This is a genomic window from Campylobacter concisus (assembly GCF_902460895.1).
Taxonomy (GTDB): Bacteria; Campylobacterota; Campylobacteria; order Campylobacterales; family Campylobacteraceae; genus Campylobacter_A; species Campylobacter_A concisus_BC.
In genome coordinates this window covers 564,202-579,815 of record NZ_CABPVL010000002.1, presented here as the reverse complement: position 1 = coordinate 579,815, position 15,614 = coordinate 564,202, and the positions used below count along the sequence as shown (strand labels likewise).

General features: G+C 39.3%; 17 protein-coding genes and 2 pseudogenes. 10 read left to right on the top strand and 9 right to left on the bottom strand.

Features of this window, described 5'->3' with window-relative positions; all coding sequences use genetic code 11:
• Nucleotides 1-214: 214 nt before the first annotated feature.
• From F3G98_RS04120 to mqnE, 5 genes are read right to left on the bottom strand one after another with little or no spacing between them, the layout of a single operon-like run.
• The gene (locus tag F3G98_RS04120; RefSeq protein ID WP_103608325.1) at nucleotides 215-910 is read right to left on the bottom strand and encodes a type II secretion system protein; all 696 of its coding nucleotides are present in this window, start codon (nucleotides 908-910) and stop codon (nucleotides 215-217) included.
• Between the two features lie 3 nt (nucleotides 911-913).
• Entirely contained in the window at nucleotides 914-2,131 is a 1,218-nt protein-coding gene (locus F3G98_RS04115) for an ArnT family glycosyltransferase (RefSeq protein ID WP_103608326.1), read from the bottom strand.
• Nucleotides 2,132-2,140: 9 nt separating this feature from the next.
• Nucleotides 2,141-2,581 (bottom strand): phosphoribosyltransferase, encoded by a 441-nt coding sequence (locus F3G98_RS04110; protein ID WP_103608327.1) that lies wholly within the window; start codon nucleotides 2,579-2,581, stop codon nucleotides 2,141-2,143.
• A gap of 12 nt (nucleotides 2,582-2,593) precedes the next feature.
• A complete protein-coding gene (locus tag F3G98_RS04105) occupies nucleotides 2,594-3,886 on the bottom strand; it encodes an NCS2 family permease (RefSeq protein WP_103608328.1) in 1,293 nt (430 codons plus the stop codon).
• An 11-nt stretch (nucleotides 3,887-3,897) separates the two neighbouring features.
• Nucleotides 3,898-4,962 carry an aminofutalosine synthase MqnE gene (gene mqnE / locus F3G98_RS04100; RefSeq protein ID WP_103608329.1) on the bottom strand — a complete coding sequence of 355 codons (1,065 nt, stop codon included), beginning with the start codon at nucleotides 4,960-4,962 and terminating at the stop codon, nucleotides 3,898-3,900.
• Nucleotides 4,963-5,072: 110 nt separating this feature from the next.
• On the opposite strand from mqnE, the gene F3G98_RS04095 reads away from it, so the two are divergent.
• From F3G98_RS04095 to F3G98_RS04070, 9 genes and pseudogenes are all read left to right on the top strand, one after another.
• Nucleotides 5,073-7,571, top strand: a complete 2,499-nt coding sequence (locus F3G98_RS04095) for an HD domain-containing protein (protein WP_103643036.1) — start codon at nucleotides 5,073-5,075, stop codon at nucleotides 7,569-7,571.
• A 3-nt stretch (nucleotides 7,572-7,574) separates the two neighbouring features.
• Nucleotides 7,575-9,386, top strand: coding sequence for a glutamine--fructose-6-phosphate transaminase (isomerizing) (glmS, locus tag F3G98_RS04090; protein ID WP_103608305.1), 1,812 nt, complete (start codon nucleotides 7,575-7,577; stop codon nucleotides 9,384-9,386).
• Between the two features lie 128 nt (nucleotides 9,387-9,514).
• Entirely contained in the window at nucleotides 9,515-10,309 is a 795-nt protein-coding gene (locus F3G98_RS04085) for a CsgG/HfaB family protein (protein WP_012001529.1), read from the top strand.
• Nucleotide 10,310: 1 nt separating this feature from the next.
• Nucleotides 10,311-10,736 carry a gamma-glutamyl phosphate reductase gene (locus F3G98_RS04080; protein ID WP_087583718.1) on the top strand — a complete coding sequence of 142 codons (426 nt, stop codon included), beginning with the start codon at nucleotides 10,311-10,313 and terminating at the stop codon, nucleotides 10,734-10,736.
• 67 nt (nucleotides 10,737-10,803) lie between these two features.
• A pseudogene (locus F3G98_RS11065) lies at nucleotides 10,804-11,007 on the top strand (DUF4172 domain-containing protein); the annotation flags it as partial.
• 6 nt (nucleotides 11,008-11,013) lie between these two features.
• Entirely contained in the window at nucleotides 11,014-11,160 is a 147-nt protein-coding gene (locus F3G98_RS10890) for a hypothetical protein (protein WP_262974961.1), read from the top strand.
• Entirely contained in the window at nucleotides 11,153-11,302 is a 150-nt protein-coding gene (locus F3G98_RS10350) for a hypothetical protein (protein WP_188116966.1), read from the top strand. The genes F3G98_RS10890 and F3G98_RS10350 overlap by 8 nt, the downstream gene beginning before the upstream one ends.
• Before the next feature lie 5 nt (nucleotides 11,303-11,307).
• Nucleotides 11,308-11,370, top strand: a pseudogene (locus F3G98_RS11060) (hypothetical protein); the annotation flags it as partial.
• A gap of 30 nt (nucleotides 11,371-11,400) precedes the next feature.
• The gene (locus tag F3G98_RS04070; protein WP_258030982.1) at nucleotides 11,401-11,622 is read left to right on the top strand and encodes a hypothetical protein; all 222 of its coding nucleotides are present in this window, start codon (nucleotides 11,401-11,403) and stop codon (nucleotides 11,620-11,622) included.
• 31 nt (nucleotides 11,623-11,653) lie between these two features.
• Here F3G98_RS04070 and F3G98_RS04065 read toward each other — a convergent pair whose 3' ends face one another.
• A complete protein-coding gene (locus F3G98_RS04065; RefSeq protein WP_021085907.1) occupies nucleotides 11,654-12,148 on the bottom strand; it encodes a type 1 glutamine amidotransferase family protein in 495 nt (164 codons plus the stop codon).
• 11 nt (nucleotides 12,149-12,159) lie between these two features.
• On the bottom strand, nucleotides 12,160-13,359 hold the full coding sequence (locus F3G98_RS04060; protein ID WP_103608308.1) for a tetrahydrodipicolinate N-succinyltransferase N-terminal domain-containing protein: 1,200 nt from the start codon (nucleotides 13,357-13,359) through the stop codon (nucleotides 12,160-12,162).
• 161 nt (nucleotides 13,360-13,520) lie between these two features.
• On the opposite strand from F3G98_RS04060, the gene F3G98_RS04055 reads away from it, so the two are divergent.
• A complete protein-coding gene (locus F3G98_RS04055) occupies nucleotides 13,521-14,117 on the top strand; it encodes a YagU family protein (RefSeq protein WP_103608309.1) in 597 nt (198 codons plus the stop codon).
• Nucleotides 14,118-14,289: 172 nt separating this feature from the next.
• Here the strand turns inward: F3G98_RS04055 and F3G98_RS04050 are convergent, their stop codons facing one another.
• Both F3G98_RS04050 and F3G98_RS04045 read right to left on the bottom strand, forming a co-directional pair.
• Complete coding sequence (locus tag F3G98_RS04050) at nucleotides 14,290-14,742, bottom strand: hypothetical protein (RefSeq protein WP_103608310.1); 453 nt, start codon at nucleotides 14,740-14,742, stop codon at nucleotides 14,290-14,292.
• A 171-nt stretch (nucleotides 14,743-14,913) separates the two neighbouring features.
• Complete coding sequence (locus F3G98_RS04045; protein WP_021087140.1) at nucleotides 14,914-15,603, bottom strand: hypothetical protein; 690 nt, start codon at nucleotides 15,601-15,603, stop codon at nucleotides 14,914-14,916.
• Nucleotides 15,604-15,614 lie beyond the last annotated feature (11 nt).

Genomic DNA, 15,614 nt, shown 5'->3' with positions numbered 1-15,614 from the left:
GCTCAATCGATCACTTGTTTAGATTTCAAAGATTGACTAATAGTTTAACAATTGTAAGTTAAAAGAACAACGATAAGAAAAAGGCTTTATTAACGTTGAAGTTAAAGGTGGTTTCTCGTTTCGTGAGCTGGAATTATATATGAGGGATGCTTAAATGCAGATTAAAAAATGGTAACTTTTTTAAAAAATAAAAACTATAAATTTTTAACTAAATTTAACTATTTTCTTTTATAGATGCAAAGCCACTTTCTTTTTCTATAGTAATGGTCGTTTGATTGCCGCGTTTATCAGTTATTGTTATACTGCAATCTTTTTTAAGAAGTCTATCATAAGGACGCTTTGCTCCACCAGAAGTAGTACTTGCTACTCTCATAGGGCGACCCATTTCATCAAAAATTATAGTTTGCATTCCACTGCAACCATCCTTAAAATCAACAGACGTTATGCCAAACCTTTTTCCTAAATTTAATTCTTTATTCCACTTTTTACAAGTAGCTTCTGTTACTATACCACTACTCCAGCCTCCACTAAGGAGTTTTCCGCTTTTATAGATATCGTTTGCAACTTCACTTTCTGAATTTATATTTCCATTTAAACTTTTATCAAAAAAGACACTATACTTCCAAGTCTTAACTCCTGGTTTATCTATAGAGCATTCCTTTAGACTAGTTTCATTAAATGTTATTCCCCATCTCAACTTAAACCATGGCTTAGACTGATTGCTAATAAAATTTTCATATTTATCATCTTGCATAGCGAGGTGTTGAGTGTATCTTATATGAGTTAGGACCTGATTTGCAGCTTCTCTTGAGGCATTTCTGTTTAGTTTTGGGATCATAATGGCAGCTAAAATTCCAACAACAACAATAACAAAAATAAGCTCTATCATCGTAAAAGCTCTTTTTTTCACAGCTTATCGTTCCTTGATATTGAAATTTGCAACTACTTTTCCCATTTTTTCTATACTAAATTTTGACTTCTCATCTAAATCGGCACTTGCTAATAAATTTTTAGAGTAGCTTTTTGTTTTTATCCCATAAAATTTAAGCCTTAGCGCAAGCCTTGTATCTTCAGTCGCTATATCTTGTACTCCAGCCTCTTTTAGCTTATCTGCCAGCTCTTTTGCTACATCAAATTTATAAGTGAGATGTTTTGTAGGATCATTTAAAAAGAGGTAAAAAATTTGATTAAAGATGATCGCTGACCAGTTAAATATCAAAAAGAGCATCACTAAGCTAGTGCAAATTTTATGACCTTTTCTAAATTTTGGCAGTCTCACGCGATATGAGTTGAAAAAAACTCTTACCATAAGTGGTGTTGCGATCACGCAAAATGGCAAAAACTGCTCAAGCTCCAACCTTTGGCGCACAGAGACTATCATACAAAAGCAAAATGAGCAAATGGCAATAAACCACAAAAGATCCTTCTTCTCCTTAACCCAAATTCTATAAATCGTATATACAAAAAAGATAAAGACAAATGGCGAAAATACAGCGGCAAATATGCCAAAAGTATCGATAAAATGCCCGCTTGGTCTGCCATTTGTTTCAAAGCCAAAAAAATAAAGCGTCAGCAAAAATAAAATGGCGCTTAGCCAAGCAAGTGGCGGCTTTCTTTTATAAAGTGCAAATATAAAAAATCCTGCATAAAATATCAAAAAATCACCATCTATGAAAAAGGCTAGGCAGAAAAAGAGGCTAAATAAAATTTTCTTTTTAATATGAAAAAGATATATGCATAAAAGCGCCAGAGTGATGCAAATTCCAGCGTTATTTATGATAAGGGCTGAAGCTAGCGTACCAGGAAGCAGCACAAAAAGTAGGACCGCTATAATCCTGTCAAACTCGAGCTTAATGTAAAATTTACTTACTTTATACATCAAAACCACGCTTGCGATGTGAAAAAAGATCATTACGCCTCGCACAGCAAGGTCATTTTGACCAAAAAAGTGGGTGCTTAGTTTTAAGATAAAGCTTAAAAGGCTGTGCTTTTGAAAGAAAATTTCAGCCTCATTGTAGCTTATACTAAGAGAATTTGCCGCATAAAGCAGAAAAACAAAATCAATCAAACATATCAAAAATACGCTAAAAGCGATGTGTCTGCTAGCAAATTCTCTAACTCTTTCTAACAAATTTATCCCTTAAATATGTATATCCCAGAAAAACTCAACCCAGTCATGAGCCTCTTTTACCTTAAATTCAGGCAAAAGCAGAGCCTTCTCTTTGTAAAATACGGTCGCTATTTTTATATCTAAATTTGGATAGCGTTTAAGCAGCTCTCTTTTTATCTCGACCATGCTCTCTCCGCTATCGATGATATCATCAACAAGCAAAATTTTAGTGTATTTGCTAAGATCTGGCACGTTAAAAATTTGTATTGTATCAAGCTTGTTTGTATCCTCGTAGTGGATAGAATTTAGGGTAAATAAATTTCTATTTTCAAGCGCAACAGCTAGTGAGTGGCCAAGCGTTAGACCACCTCTTGCCACGGCTAGTATCACCTCTGGATCAAACTCATCTTTTATATCCTTTGCCATCTTTTTGGCATCAACAGCAAATTCATCGTAGCTATAAAATATCATCTTTCATCCTTATCAATGCACTAAAAATACGATAAAACTAATGAGTGCTAGCACAACTACACCTAAATTTATATCGCTAAATTCTCTCTTTATGAGCTTAACTATGACGTATGACATAAAGCCAAATGCAAGGCCGTTTGTGATTGAGTAAGTAAGCGGGATGAGCACAACTATGAAAAATGTCGCAACGCCAATGGCCGGATCTTTGAAATTTATGCTAGCAAGCTCAGCAAACATAAGCACACCGACCATTACGAGGATCGGATAGATGGCATTGCCAGGGATAGCTTTAAAAAGTGGCAACATAAATAGTGTAAGTATGAATAAAAGTCCGCAAAATACAGCCGTTAGACCAGTCCTACCGCCCTCTTCTACGCCGCTAGCGCTCTCTACAAACGATGTGGTCGTACTTACACCTACAAGCGAGCCAGCTGCAGTAGCAACAGCGTCAGCTTCAAGAGTTTTTTCAAGTTTTACGACGCCATCTTTTTTGTTTTCGTCAAATATCCCTGCCCTCGTGCCAACTCCAGCTAGCGTGCCTATCGAGTCAAAAAGATCAGTCACAAAAAACGTGATAATAACTGGTAGTAAGGCTAGGCTAAACGCACCTTTTATGTCAAGCTCTAAAAATATCGGTGAGATAGAGGCTGGAGTTGAGAAAATTTCTGTTGGATGAGGAGCGATGCCAAGCACCCAAGCTATCACTGAAGTGACAAGCACAGCTAGGATAAATGCGCCCTTTATCTTCCATGCCCAAAAGCAGATAACCAAAAATAGCCCCAAAACGCCAAGAAGCACGTTTGGATCTTTGAAATTTCCTATGCCAACTAAAACCGCGTCGTTATTTACGATAAAGCCCATTTGCTGAAACGCGACAAAGCTGATAAATGTGCCTATGCCAGCGCTTATCGCTCTTCTTAGATCAAGTGGGATGGATCTTATTATCCACATCCTAAAATTTGTAAAAGATAAGACGACAAATATCACGCCACTTAAGAAAACAACGCCAAGAGCCGTTTGCCAAGGCACTTTCATACCGATGCAAAGACCAAATGTAAAGTAGGCGTTAAGCCCCATGCCAACGCTCATCGCAACTGGCGTGTTCGCCCAAAGACCATTTAATATCGTAGAAAATATGGTAATTAGCGCTGTTGCAGTGATTAGTGCCTCATAAGGCATGCCAGTTTTGCTCATAATGATCGCATTTACCGGCACAATATACATCATCGCTAAAAATGTCGTAAGTCCCGCCCCAAATTCCTGCTTTACACTCGTTTTGTTTTGTGCTAAGTCAAAAAATTTCACCCCAAGCTCCTTTAGTAAATTTTAAGTTCGTTATATAAGCTATCACGCTCAACCGGCGTAAAACCAGATGTTTTAATAAGATCGCAAAATGTCTTTAGTGTGACGCCATTTGCGCTATTTGCACCAGCTGCACTTTGTATGCTCTCTTTTTCTATCGTGCCATCAAGATCATCAGCACCAAATTCCTGAGCGATCATCGCTAAATTTAAGGTCGATGTAGCCCAGTATGCCTTTATGTGTGGGACATTATCAAGCACCAAGCGAGATATCGCCATAGTCTTTAAAATTTCAGCCGATCCTAGAAATTTCACATCTTTTAAGTAGTTATTTTCTCTTTGATAAACAAGCGGGATAAATGCGTTAAATCCGCCAGTTTCGTCCTGCAAGTCTCTGATCCTTAGCATGTGATCGATCCTATTTTCACGGCTTTCTATGTGTCCAAAAAGCATTGTAGCGTTACTTTGCTTGCCTTTATCGTGCCACATTTTGTGGATCTTTAGCCAGTTCTCGCTACTAACTTTGCCTTTACAAATTTTAGCCCTGATCTCTTCATAAAAAATTTCAGCCCCACCCCCTGGCATGCTATCAACGCCGTATTCAAGCATCTTTTCTATCACCTCATCGTAGCTTAAGCCGTAATGCCTTGATAAAAAATCAATCTCAGCCGCAGTCATCGCCTTTACGTGAAGCTCTGGATGAGCTGCCTTTATCTTTTTAAAAATTTCTAAATACCACTGCCAACCGCTAGTTGCGTTGTGGGCGGAGACGATGTGTATCTCTTTTACGCCGTGGCTCACGCTCTCATCAACGATCTTTAAAATTTCTTCGTGGCTCATTAGGTATGGATTTGGATTTTTTCTGTGGGCTGAAAATGCGCAAAATTTACAGATGTCAGCACAGATATTTGTTGGATTGATATGGCGATTTACGTTAAAAAAGACCTTGTTGCCGTGCAGTTTTCTGCGCTTTTTGTCGGCAAATTTAGCCAAGGTAAAAAGATCAAGCTCATAAAGCGAAAAAGCCTCTTGCTTACTTAATCTCTCGCCACTTTCTAGTTTTTGTAATAGATTCATTATTTATATCGTCCTAAAGCTGAACTTAAGGCTTCATTATAAGCAAATAAAGCTTTGTTTTTGCAAAAATTATGTAACATTTGCCAAGATATTTTTAACAATGGAAACACTAAATGCTAGCTGATAAAAGTGCCAAAAATAGCGATAATTATTCAAGGATCAAAGAGAAATTTCTTGATTTTAAGGCAAATTTGCCAAAACATTTTCAAAAAAACCAAGGCAGAAATTTCACAAATTTCTTGGCCAAAGAGTATGATGATTTTATAAAATCTTATTTAAATGAAACTATGCGAGAATTTTTTGATGAGTTTGTGCCACAAAATGACAGCTTTGCTTTTAGCGTTCTAGCCACTGGCAAATACGCTCAAACGCTGCTTAGCGCAAATAGCGAGCTTGAAATTTTACTAGTTTATAAAAATTTAAAGGGCTATAATATAAAAAATTTCTTAAAAGAATTTTCTGAAATTTTAGATAACTCTGGCATGAAATTTGTGATAAAAATTGCCGAAGTGGATGAAATTTTTGTAAATTTCAAAGATGACCTTAAATTTAAAAGCGAAACCTCGCAACTTCGCTACATCTGCGGCTCAAAAAGCCTCTACCGCCTAGTAAAAAGCGAGATCATAAAGATAAAAGAATTTGATAAAAAAGCCTTTTTAAACTACCATTTAAAGGCATTTTTGCCATTTTCTAGCATAAGCTACTTGGCACAAGAGCCAAATTTAAAAAGTGGCTTTGGCGGGATCGATGAAATTTACCACTTAAACTGCATACTAAACTGCCTTGATAGCGACGTTTCAGTTAGATCACAAGCTCTTAAAGTGATGAATGAAAAAGAGATCGCAAGTTTTAATCTAAATGTGGATTTTTTACTAAGCTTGCTAAGTGCTTTAAATTTAACGCAAAACACCGATACTTTCAGCGCTTCAAGTGTCGAGATCACGACAAATTTCATGCAGACAAAGTCCAAAAAACTACAAGACAACGAGAGCGTCATCAGCCAAAAGATGCTAAGCTCGATGAATAATGTAGCCATTTATTCAAGATTTATCGCAGCTTCGCTTTGCAGGCCATTTTTCAAAAGCGAGCTAAGCTTCGAGCAGAGAAAATTTGCTAGACTAAAAAATGGCTTTTATGAGATAAATGGCGTCATCTACGTGCCACTTCACAAAAAGCCAGCGCTCATCGAGGATCTCATAAATGAGCTTTTAGAGCTAAAAGATGTGGATTATAAATTTGATATAAGCGCGATCTTTTATATCAAGCGAGCCATCATCACAAAAGATGGCTTAGAGCGCGCTATAAGCGAGTTTAAGAAGATATTTTTAAGAGAAAATTCCTACGCCATCTTAAAATCCTTGCTCGATGCACAGATGATACAAATTTTGATAAAACCGATGGAGCACATCTCCCAGCTAGCAGAATATGACGGCTATCACGAATTTACGGTTGATGAGCATAGCATCTTAAGTGTCAAATTTCTTGAAAATATAAAAGATAAATTTATAAAAAATCTCTACGCTGAGCTTTGCTTAGAGGGCAAAACGATGCTTAAGATCGTGACGCTTATGCATGACGTTGGCAAAGGACTTGGCGGCAAAGATCACGCAAACATCGGTGCAAACATCTTTAGAGCCTACGCGAACAAGCTAAATTTAAGCCAAAAAGCTATCAACATCGGCGTCATCTTGATAAAATACCACACCCTAATGAGCAACGTCTCAAACAGAGAGGACATCTACTCACAGCGCGTTATCTTCGCTTTTATCTCGAAGCTTGGCGACAAGCAGGTTTTAAAGCTACTTTACATCCTTAGCTACTGCGTGATAAACGCCACAAACGAGAAGCTTTATAATGCCTACACAGCAAAACTTTTAAGGGAGCTTTATGAAATTTCTCTTAGCGCATTTAGCGATGAAAATTTACTTGATGAGGCGACAAGGCGGGTAAAAAAAGAGCAGTCTATAAAACGAAATAGCGAGTTTTTGGCGCTTGAGCCAAAGCTGCAAGAGAAAATTTTCAAGATCACATCAAATTTGGTCTTTACAAAATATAGCGCGAGCGAGATCATAAATTTAAGCAAAGTGGCTGATAGCTTAAACGAAACAGAAATTTTCATAAACAATAGTAAAAATTTAAGCATTCAAATTTATACAAACAAGAGCCTAAATTTAAGCGCCCTGCTCTATGAATTTGCCAAATTTGACCTTGCATATATGGAGATATTTGAGCTTTTTGAGAAGAAATTTTATATCAGGCTTGACTTTAACCAAAATGTAAAAAACCATGAGCTTGAAAACACTAAAATTTTAGCCCTAAAATCACTAAATAGCGAGGTTTTAAGAGAGCCTTTGAAACCAAATATTAACAAAGATGAGATAAACTTCGAGCTAAATCACTCAAAAGATTACGCCAAACTTAGCATCAACGCAAAAGATCAGCGCGGGCTAATGGCTTATGTGATGAGTGTTTTTGACAGGCTTCATTTTCAAGTCACGAGTGCTAGAATTCAGACGGTTAAAAATAGAACTAGAAATCTCTTTTTGATCGAGAAAAACGAGCGACTTGAGAGTAAAGGCGAAGAGATATTAAATTTATTAATAAGCGAGTAAAACATGTGTGGAATCGTAGGATACATCGGAGATAAAGAGAAAAAAGAGGTCATTTTAAGCGGGCTAAAAGAGCTTGAGTATCGTGGATACGACAGCGCTGGCATGGCTGTGATGAGTGATGGCAAGATCGACTTTTTCAAAGCTGTTGGCAAACTTGAAAATTTAGCTCTAAAGACAAAGGACTTTACATCGGAGGGCTTTGGCGTGGCGATAGGTCATACACGCTGGGCGACGCACGGCAAACCAACTGAGATAAATGCTCACCCGCACCTTGGCGAGCACTCATTTGTCGTTCACAACGGCATCATCGAAAACTACAAAGAGCTTAAAGATGAGCTTGAGGCAAAGGGTGTGAAATTTGTAAGCCAAACTGACACCGAAGTGATCGTGCACCTTTTTGAGGAAATTTTAAAAGAGAAAAAAGACCCATTTAAGGCTTATGAGGCGACTATCGCAAAGCTTAGAGGCGCTTATGCAACGCTACTTATCACTAAAACTGCCCCTGGAAAGATATTTTTCGCAAAAGACGCCGCTCCTATGGCGATAGGCAAAAGCGACAAAAAAGAGCTATATTTTGCCTCATCTGACGCGCCGCTAATTGGCAATGCAACCGAAGTTGCCTACCTTGATGATAACAACTACGGCTACGTGAGCTTAGATGAGATAGCTGTTTTCAAACACGGCAAAAAGGCTAGCATAACATTTAACGCACTCCCAAAAGATAAGAGCTATGCCCAAAAAGAGGGTTATACATTTTTTATGGAGAAAGAAATTTACGAGCAAGGCGCTGTTGTGTCTGAAACTATCATGGGCAGGGTCAAAAACCACAAAGTCACCCTTGAAAATTTAGACGATGAATACTTAAAAGGCATCGATGATGTCGTGCTTTGTGCGTGCGGTACGAGCTACCATGCAGCGCTTGTTGCAAGCTATCTTTTTGAAAGGCTTGCCAAAGTTAGAACAAAGGTTGAAGTGGCAAGCGAATTTAGATACAGAAAGCCTTATCTAAACAAAAACTCTCTCTTCATCGTCATCTCGCAAAGTGGCGAGACAGCTGATACTCTTGAGGCACTTAGGATAGCAAAAGAGGCTGGGCTAAAGACACTTGCAATCTGCAACGTCGATAACTCTTCTATCGTTAGACTAGCTGATAATACGCTTCTAACTCGCGCTGGCATCGAAAAAGGTGTGGCAAGTACAAAGGCCTTTGCTACGCAAATCATCGTGCTTTGGATGCTTGTGCTTCAAATGGCATCAGCAAAGGGATCTATCAGCAAAAAAGAGCTTGATCACGAGATCAAAACGCTTCTTCACATCCCACAAATTTTAAATATAGATAACTCTTTGCAAGAGAAGCTTCACCGCCTAAGCAAGCACTATTTGCACGGTCATGGCTTCTTCTTTATCGGTAGAGATATCTTCTATCCGCTAGCACTTGAAGGTGCGTTAAAACTTAAAGAAATTTCATATCTTCACGCCGAGGGTTATCCATCAGGCGAGATGAAGCACGGCCCTATCGCGCTTGCAGATGAGAAGCTATTTACGATCGCTTTAATGCCTCAAAACTTACTATATGAAAAGACAAAAAGTAACGTCGAAGAGCTTGCTGCAAGAGATGCATATATCCTAGCGATCAGCCCACTTGAGTTTGAACTAAGCGATGACTACGTAAAAACAAGCGTTCAAGATCACTATATGAGCGAATTTTTCGAGATGATGCTAGTACTTCAGCTACTTGCACTTGAAATTTCCGTTAGACTTGGTAACAACGTCGATATGCCAAGAAACCTCGCAAAAAGCGTAACTGTCGAATAATTTATGTGGCTGGCATCTTGCTGGCCGCTTAAATTTTACTTTTATATTTTTATTTTAAAATTTAAGTTTTCACAAAATATTATTTTCTTATAATATTTACACTTCTAATTACATTAAAAAGGATCTTCATGAAAAAGAGATTTTTAGCATCTAAGGTCTTTAGCAGCGTTGCCGCTCTTTGTTTATTTGCTGGATGCGCTAGCAGCAATAGCGGTGTAACTGGTGCCGCAGCAGGAGATACAGCCAAAAATGCCAACACGAAAATCGAGCGTTGCAGCCAAACGCTAGGAACATTGTCTTTTTACGAGGATCAAAGTAGCTCATGGTACTCATATCTAACTAGAGATTATCAGCTTGGCTCAACTGTGCCAGTGCTAAGGATCTTAGCTCAGCAAACAGGCTGCTTCGTCATCGTCGAGCGCGGCAGAAGTATGGATAATATGATGCAAGAGCGCGCGCTTGAAGCTAGTGGCGAGCTAAGAAAAGGCTCTAAATTTCACAAAGGTCAAGTCGTAGCGGCTGATTATACTATGCAGCCAGAGATCACATTTAGCAAAGAGGATACTGGCGGTATCAGCGGACTTGTAGGCGCTGTCTTTGGCAACGTTGCCGGCAAGGTAAGCGGAGGCTTTTCAAAGAGCGAAACACAAACATCTTTGCTTCTCATAGACAACCGCTCAGGCGTACAGATCGCTGGTGCAGTCGGCAGTGATAGCAACTTTGACTTCTTTGGCATGGGGTCAAATTCATTTTCACGTGTGAGCGCTGGACTTGGTGGCTACACAAAGACACCAGAGGGCAGAATGATCGTAAATGCCTTTATGGACGCGATGAACCAACTTATAGTCGCGCTAAAAGATTATAAAGTCCAAAATGTAAAAGGTGGTCTTGGCAAAGGCGGAAATATAAAAATAGGAGACTAAGATGAAATTTATAGCCATTTTGTTTTGTACATTTACGATGCTGCTAGCTGCAAACTATACTAAAAAGATAGAGATCGGGCTTTGCAAACTTATAAACGAAAGAGAAATGGCTAAATTTTATGGCGACACGAGAAACTATGACGCCCTTAGTAAAAAGATAGACGGATATAAATTTCGTTTTGGATTGAAAGATTTTGATGAGGATAGCTGCCGCATGAGTGGCTACTATCCTGTTGATCCAAACTATGCACCATATCCGCCTAACTACCGCCCATACTATCAAAATGAGTACGAAAGATTTGATAGATTTCAGCGTGGTTACCGCGGAGGCTACTATAACGATGACGACTATGATGATGGTTTTGAGCGTGGATATAGACGTGGCTACAATGACGCTAGAAGAGAGTATAGAAGACCTTATAGATAGGCACAAAAGCCATAATCTTTAAAGAAATTTGATACAAAACCTGTGGATATGGTAACATCCTAACTACCCAAATTTTTCTTTCGACAAAAGAATAATAAGCACCCTTGCAAATAAGCTAGAGCAAGAAAACGAAAATTTAAAAGAGATAATAAGCAATATTAGCGGAAACGATCTTTTAAAAGCGCAAATTAGCGCCATAGAAGATGAGATCTTTTACTCATCTCTCATAGAGGGTGAGAGACTAAAAAGATCAAGCATTCGCTCATCGGTAAAAAAGATGCTAGATGAAAATTTTGACTGGCTAGCTGACACTCATGCGACTAGACATAGCGATAATCTAGTTTCGCTAATGCTTGATGCAAATTTAAACAAAGCTCCTATGAACTTTCGAGCGACTACATGGCTGGCACAATGCCTTGTTTGAATATAGCCAAAGCAAAGCTTACAAGATAAAAAGAGCCAAATTTAGAGATGATGAGATGAGCGTCGTTTCAGGTCATCTAGAAAATAGGCAAATCCACTACAAAGCGGTGCCAGCAGAGCGCGTAGAGGATGAAATTTTTTAAATTTTATAAATAAAAGCTCCGAAAACACCTATGTAAAAAGCGCCTTAGCACACCTTTGGTTTGTGATCATCCATCCTTATGATGACGGCAACGGACGCATGGCAAGGGTTTTGGCGCATTACTGCTTGGCTAGTGAAACCATTAAGCCGTTTTCTATCTCGAGCATTATTTACGCAAATAAAAAAGTTTATTATGAAATTTTAGAGCAAACAACAAAGCTTGAAAATAATTCAAATTTTGACTTCACAGCATGGATAAAGTGGCATTTAGAGGCGGTAAATAGAGCCATAAGACAAGCTATAAGCTCATTAAAAAGATAAAATTTCTATCAAAATTTAAGAGCCAAAGCCCTTAAATTTTATCTTTAGTTAGGATTTTTGCGAGCTGCTCTTTGATCTCATCATCAAATTCACTAACACTTATCACGCCTCTGCTCTCACACATCTTGGCGTCATTTACCTCACAGTAGCCACTTAGCGCGTTTTTGTATCCGCCCCTTATGCAAGCCTCTCTATCCTCTAAAAATCCAGCCCCACCAAGGATGAGCACGCCAAGGTCAAAGCCTATCTTAAATTTCGCGCTCGCCGAGCTTTTTATCCAGCTTAAAAATATCTCATCATATCTTAGCCCAAGCGCCCCAACGCCATCTGGTACGACCAAGATATCCACGCCATAAAGACTCTCAGCGTAAATTTCAGGATGAAGTCTAACGCCAAATTCATCGACTATTTCAGGCTTTAGCGCGTATGTTTTGATGTTAAAACCTTCAAATTTATGCAAAAAATCATAAATTTTGGCAAAGCTTAACAAATTTATCTTGTCAAACATCAAAATGCCAACTTTCATGCTAGCTCCTTTTAATGAAGTGCCTCATTTAGCTTGATTGCCCTTTTGCTCGCACTTGCAGTGATCTGACCTGTTTGGCTATTTTGTCTAAAATGAAGCCCGTTTAGCCCGCCAAGCTCAAGCGCTTTGTAAATTTCAACTTCAAATTTAAAGCTAGGATTTAGCTTAGCTAGCTTTTCGCGCTCGCTTGCCGAGATATAGACCTTTGTGCCCTCAAGCACCGCTATACCAGCATCCACGATGCAGTTATCGCCAAGTGGCACACCTGTGACTGAGTTTGCACCAAGCAAGCAGTGTTTGCCTATGCTTACAGGGTTGCCGTTCGTGCCGCTTAGCACGCCAAGTATGCTAGCTCCGCCGCCAACGTCGCTGCCCTCGCCCACTACGACGGAGCTGCTAACCCTGCCTTCAACCATCACGCCGCCAGTCGTGCCTGCGTTAAAGTTGATGTAAGCAGCCCCTGGCATGACGACTGTGCCAGGATACACAGCAGCGCCCATGCGAACCTTGGCAGCGTCTAAAATTCTCGTGTTATCAGCTGGGATTATGTGACTTAAAAATCTTGGGAATTTATCCACGCTCACGATCGCTGGATACTCGCCAAACATCTTTAGAGAAATTTCATTTTCTCTTAGCCACTCAAGCTCAATCGGGATGTTTTGGCTAGTCCATGCGACATTTGGTAGCACTCCAAATGCTCCATCAAGCACGATCGTCCTAGGTGCTACCTTGCCAAGCGAGATCAAGTAAAGCTTGAGATAGACGGCCTCCACGCTAAGTGGCTTTACGTCATCAAATAAAAATACAAGCTTAAATTTATTCTCATTTAGCTCAAGATCGTCATCAAATGCCATCTTCACAGCGTGTAAATTCTCCACGTTTTTGTGCGATTTTATATCTTTTTCAAAGACGCTAAAGAGCTTGCTAGCCTTTTTTGCCACCTTTGGCGTGAGATCGGCTACGAACTCAGAAGCTCCAAAATCAACCTCAACGTCGCACTTTTGCAAGGCATAGATAAAAGCAGCCGCGCTTAAAAAGTTCTCTTTAAAATTTACAACGCCGTAGCTTGCTTGCAAAATTTTATCACTATTTTTTTGTCCGCGATCGACTCTTGCGATGCCAAAAGCAACTGGATCTTTGTAACCATCTTTTTTTCTAAATTCTTCAAAAAATTCCTTAAATTCGTTTGCGTCTTTAAACTCTTTAGACATCTATTCTCCTTTAATTTTTTTCTTAGTCTAGCCAAAAATGGCTAAAAATTTTATGATTTTAAAGCATTTGAGTTTTTGATAAATTTATAAATTATAATAATGACTAATATTATCATAAAGAAAATAGAAACAAAATGGCACAAATTTTACAAGGAGAGAAAATGTTAAATTTGGCTACCAAACCAAAATTTGCCTTAGCTGCACTGATCGGTTTAATCGCTGGCGTAGTTTCGGCTTTTGTCAAATGGGGCGCAGAAGTGCCACTTCCGCCAAAAAGCCCTATGGATATGTTTAACGCAGCTTGCGGACCAGAAAGTGCCATCAGAGCGGCTGATGCGATCGACTGCTCGAGAAATTTTCTAAATCCCCCTTATGTGTTCTTAAGAGATTATGTCGGTATCGCCGATCCAAACGCCGCTATCTACGAGTTTGCAGGGCATGCCTTTAACTACGTGATGCTAACGCACATCATATTTTCAGTAGTCTTTGCCGTTGGCTACTGCGTCGTGGCTGAGAAATTTCCAAAGATCACGATGTGGCAAGGGGTGATGGCTGGTATCTTAGCAACTATCGCAGTTCACGGCATCTCACTACCACTTCTTGGCCTCACTCCACCACTTTGGACACTTCCTTGGTATGAGTATGTTTCTGAGCTTGTAGGTCACATGGTCTGGTTTTGGTCGATAGAGATCATCCGCCACGACCTAAGAGCTAGGATCACAAAAGAAAAAGACCCTAGCGACTGCTGCAACGCTTAGCTTATAAATTTGCTGTTTTGGGCGCAAAATCTAAGACAGCAAAATTTAATCGTTTAAAAACTCTAGCGCCTCTTGATCGTAGCCAATACCTAAAAACAAAATTTTCATCATTTTTTGCAAGGCTTGAAAATCTTAACTAGCTTTTAATGCATAAATTTAAAATTTTAAGCGTTTAGCACTCACTGCTAAGCTCTAAATTTTCTAAACAAAGCGGCTTTTCATCCTCAAAGATCACCCCTATACCATAAGGCTCGCAGATATCAAGCTCGCCCTCAGCAAATCTCATCAGCCACTGCTTATCATGCGCATAAAAGGTGCATTGAGGCGAGCTAAATGGCAGTTTGCAAACTGGCACGTTAAGCAAGCTAAGCTCATCCTTGCTCAAAAAGCGCCCTCGCCTAAGCTCATCTTTTAAAAAGACAAGCGCCTCTTTTATGTATCGGTCAATATCTTGGGCAATTCGCTCTACTAGCAAAGTAGTCTCATCATCCACGTCTGCTCCATCTGTGCTAACGAGGCAAAACGCTACCTGACCAAAAATTTCACTTTTTAGCCCAGTCTCCACATACCAGATAAAGCCATCATCTGTTGCAACTTTTTCAAGCTCGCCAAATTTCAAAGTCATTTTTTATTCTCATTTTTGTGGTTTTGCTACTCTTATGAAAAAGAGCGAAATTTAAGCAAATTTGTAGTGAGCTAAAATTTATCATCTAAAATGGAGATAGCTTGTAAATTTGCCCTTTTAGCATAAAGCAAAAGCTAAATTTACAAGCAAATTTTCAGTTTTTCTCGCTACTTAGAAACAAAATTTTTCATCAGTGCCATTTTGCTTGCGCATAGCTTTAAAGTTAGCAAGATTGTCTTTATCTAAAAAGTAATCTTTCTCCTTTTTATTGCGCGCTTCTAGCTTTTCTATGCCTTTTGCAAGGGCTGCTTTTCTATCTTCGTGAGGCGAGCTAAATTCTGGTGAGAACATCGCTTCATAGGCATTTTTCTTAGTCCATTCAAGTGCTTTGTCAGCGATCTCTTGTTGCTTTTTGATATCGCAAAATGCATAAGGATTGACCACGTCGCCAACAAGCTTCATAAACGCCCCTATCGCAGCCACCACGTCAGTAAATTTCTCGCCCTCCATGTCTATAACACCTCTTAGCAAGATCGCGCGATTTTTTGCCGCATAAAACCAAAATACCGCATCATCGCGAAGTCCAAGATCATAAGCGCGAGCTGAGAGGACAAAAAGAGTTATCGGAGAGACCATTTGTGGGGCGTCTTGCACGATCTTTTCAGCCTTTTTGAAGTCCTCTTCTTTGCCACTTTTTAAAAGCTCATCTATCTTGTCATAAACCTTGACGTACTCCACCTTGCCAGCATTTGCTGAGTAGTAAGGCGTGACGTAGATGTCGATACTTCTTACTTTGCCGTCATTTGCAAAGCCACATACCGCTGTAAAAAGTAGCGCCGTAAGCAGTGATAAAATTTTCATTTTAGCTCCTT

What these genes read in the sequence shown, in the direction of transcription:
- F3G98_RS04070 (WP_258030982.1), top strand. Translation starts at nt 11,401, where the DNA reads ATGGCAAGGGTTTTGGCGCATTACTGCTTGGCTAGTGAAACCATTAAG.
- F3G98_RS04055 (WP_103608309.1), top strand. Translation starts at nt 13,521, where the DNA reads ATGTTAAATTTGGCTACCAAACCAAAATTTGCCTTAGCTGCACTGATC.
- F3G98_RS04050 (WP_103608310.1), bottom strand. Translation starts at nt 14,742, where the DNA reads ATGACTTTGAAATTTGGCGAGCTTGAAAAAGTTGCAACAGATGATGGC.
- F3G98_RS04085 (WP_012001529.1), top strand. Translation starts at nt 9,515, where the DNA reads ATGAAAAAGAGATTTTTAGCATCTAAGGTCTTTAGCAGCGTTGCCGCT.
- F3G98_RS04110 (WP_103608327.1), bottom strand. Translation starts at nt 2,581, where the DNA reads ATGATATTTTATAGCTACGATGAATTTGCTGTTGATGCCAAAAAGATG.
- F3G98_RS04095 (WP_103643036.1), top strand. Translation starts at nt 5,073, where the DNA reads ATGCTAGCTGATAAAAGTGCCAAAAATAGCGATAATTATTCAAGGATC.
- F3G98_RS10890 (WP_262974961.1), top strand. Translation starts at nt 11,014, where the DNA reads ATGCTAGATGAAAATTTTGACTGGCTAGCTGACACTCATGCGACTAGA.
- F3G98_RS04045 (WP_021087140.1), bottom strand. Translation starts at nt 15,603, where the DNA reads ATGAAAATTTTATCACTGCTTACGGCGCTACTTTTTACAGCGGTATGT.
- F3G98_RS04060 (WP_103608308.1), bottom strand. Translation starts at nt 13,359, where the DNA reads ATGTCTAAAGAGTTTAAAGACGCAAACGAATTTAAGGAATTTTTTGAA.
- F3G98_RS04065 (WP_021085907.1), bottom strand. Translation starts at nt 12,148, where the DNA reads ATGAAAGTTGGCATTTTGATGTTTGACAAGATAAATTTGTTAAGCTTT.
- F3G98_RS04080 (WP_087583718.1), top strand. Translation starts at nt 10,311, where the DNA reads ATGAAATTTATAGCCATTTTGTTTTGTACATTTACGATGCTGCTAGCT.
- glmS (WP_103608305.1), top strand. Translation starts at nt 7,575, where the DNA reads ATGTGTGGAATCGTAGGATACATCGGAGATAAAGAGAAAAAAGAGGTC.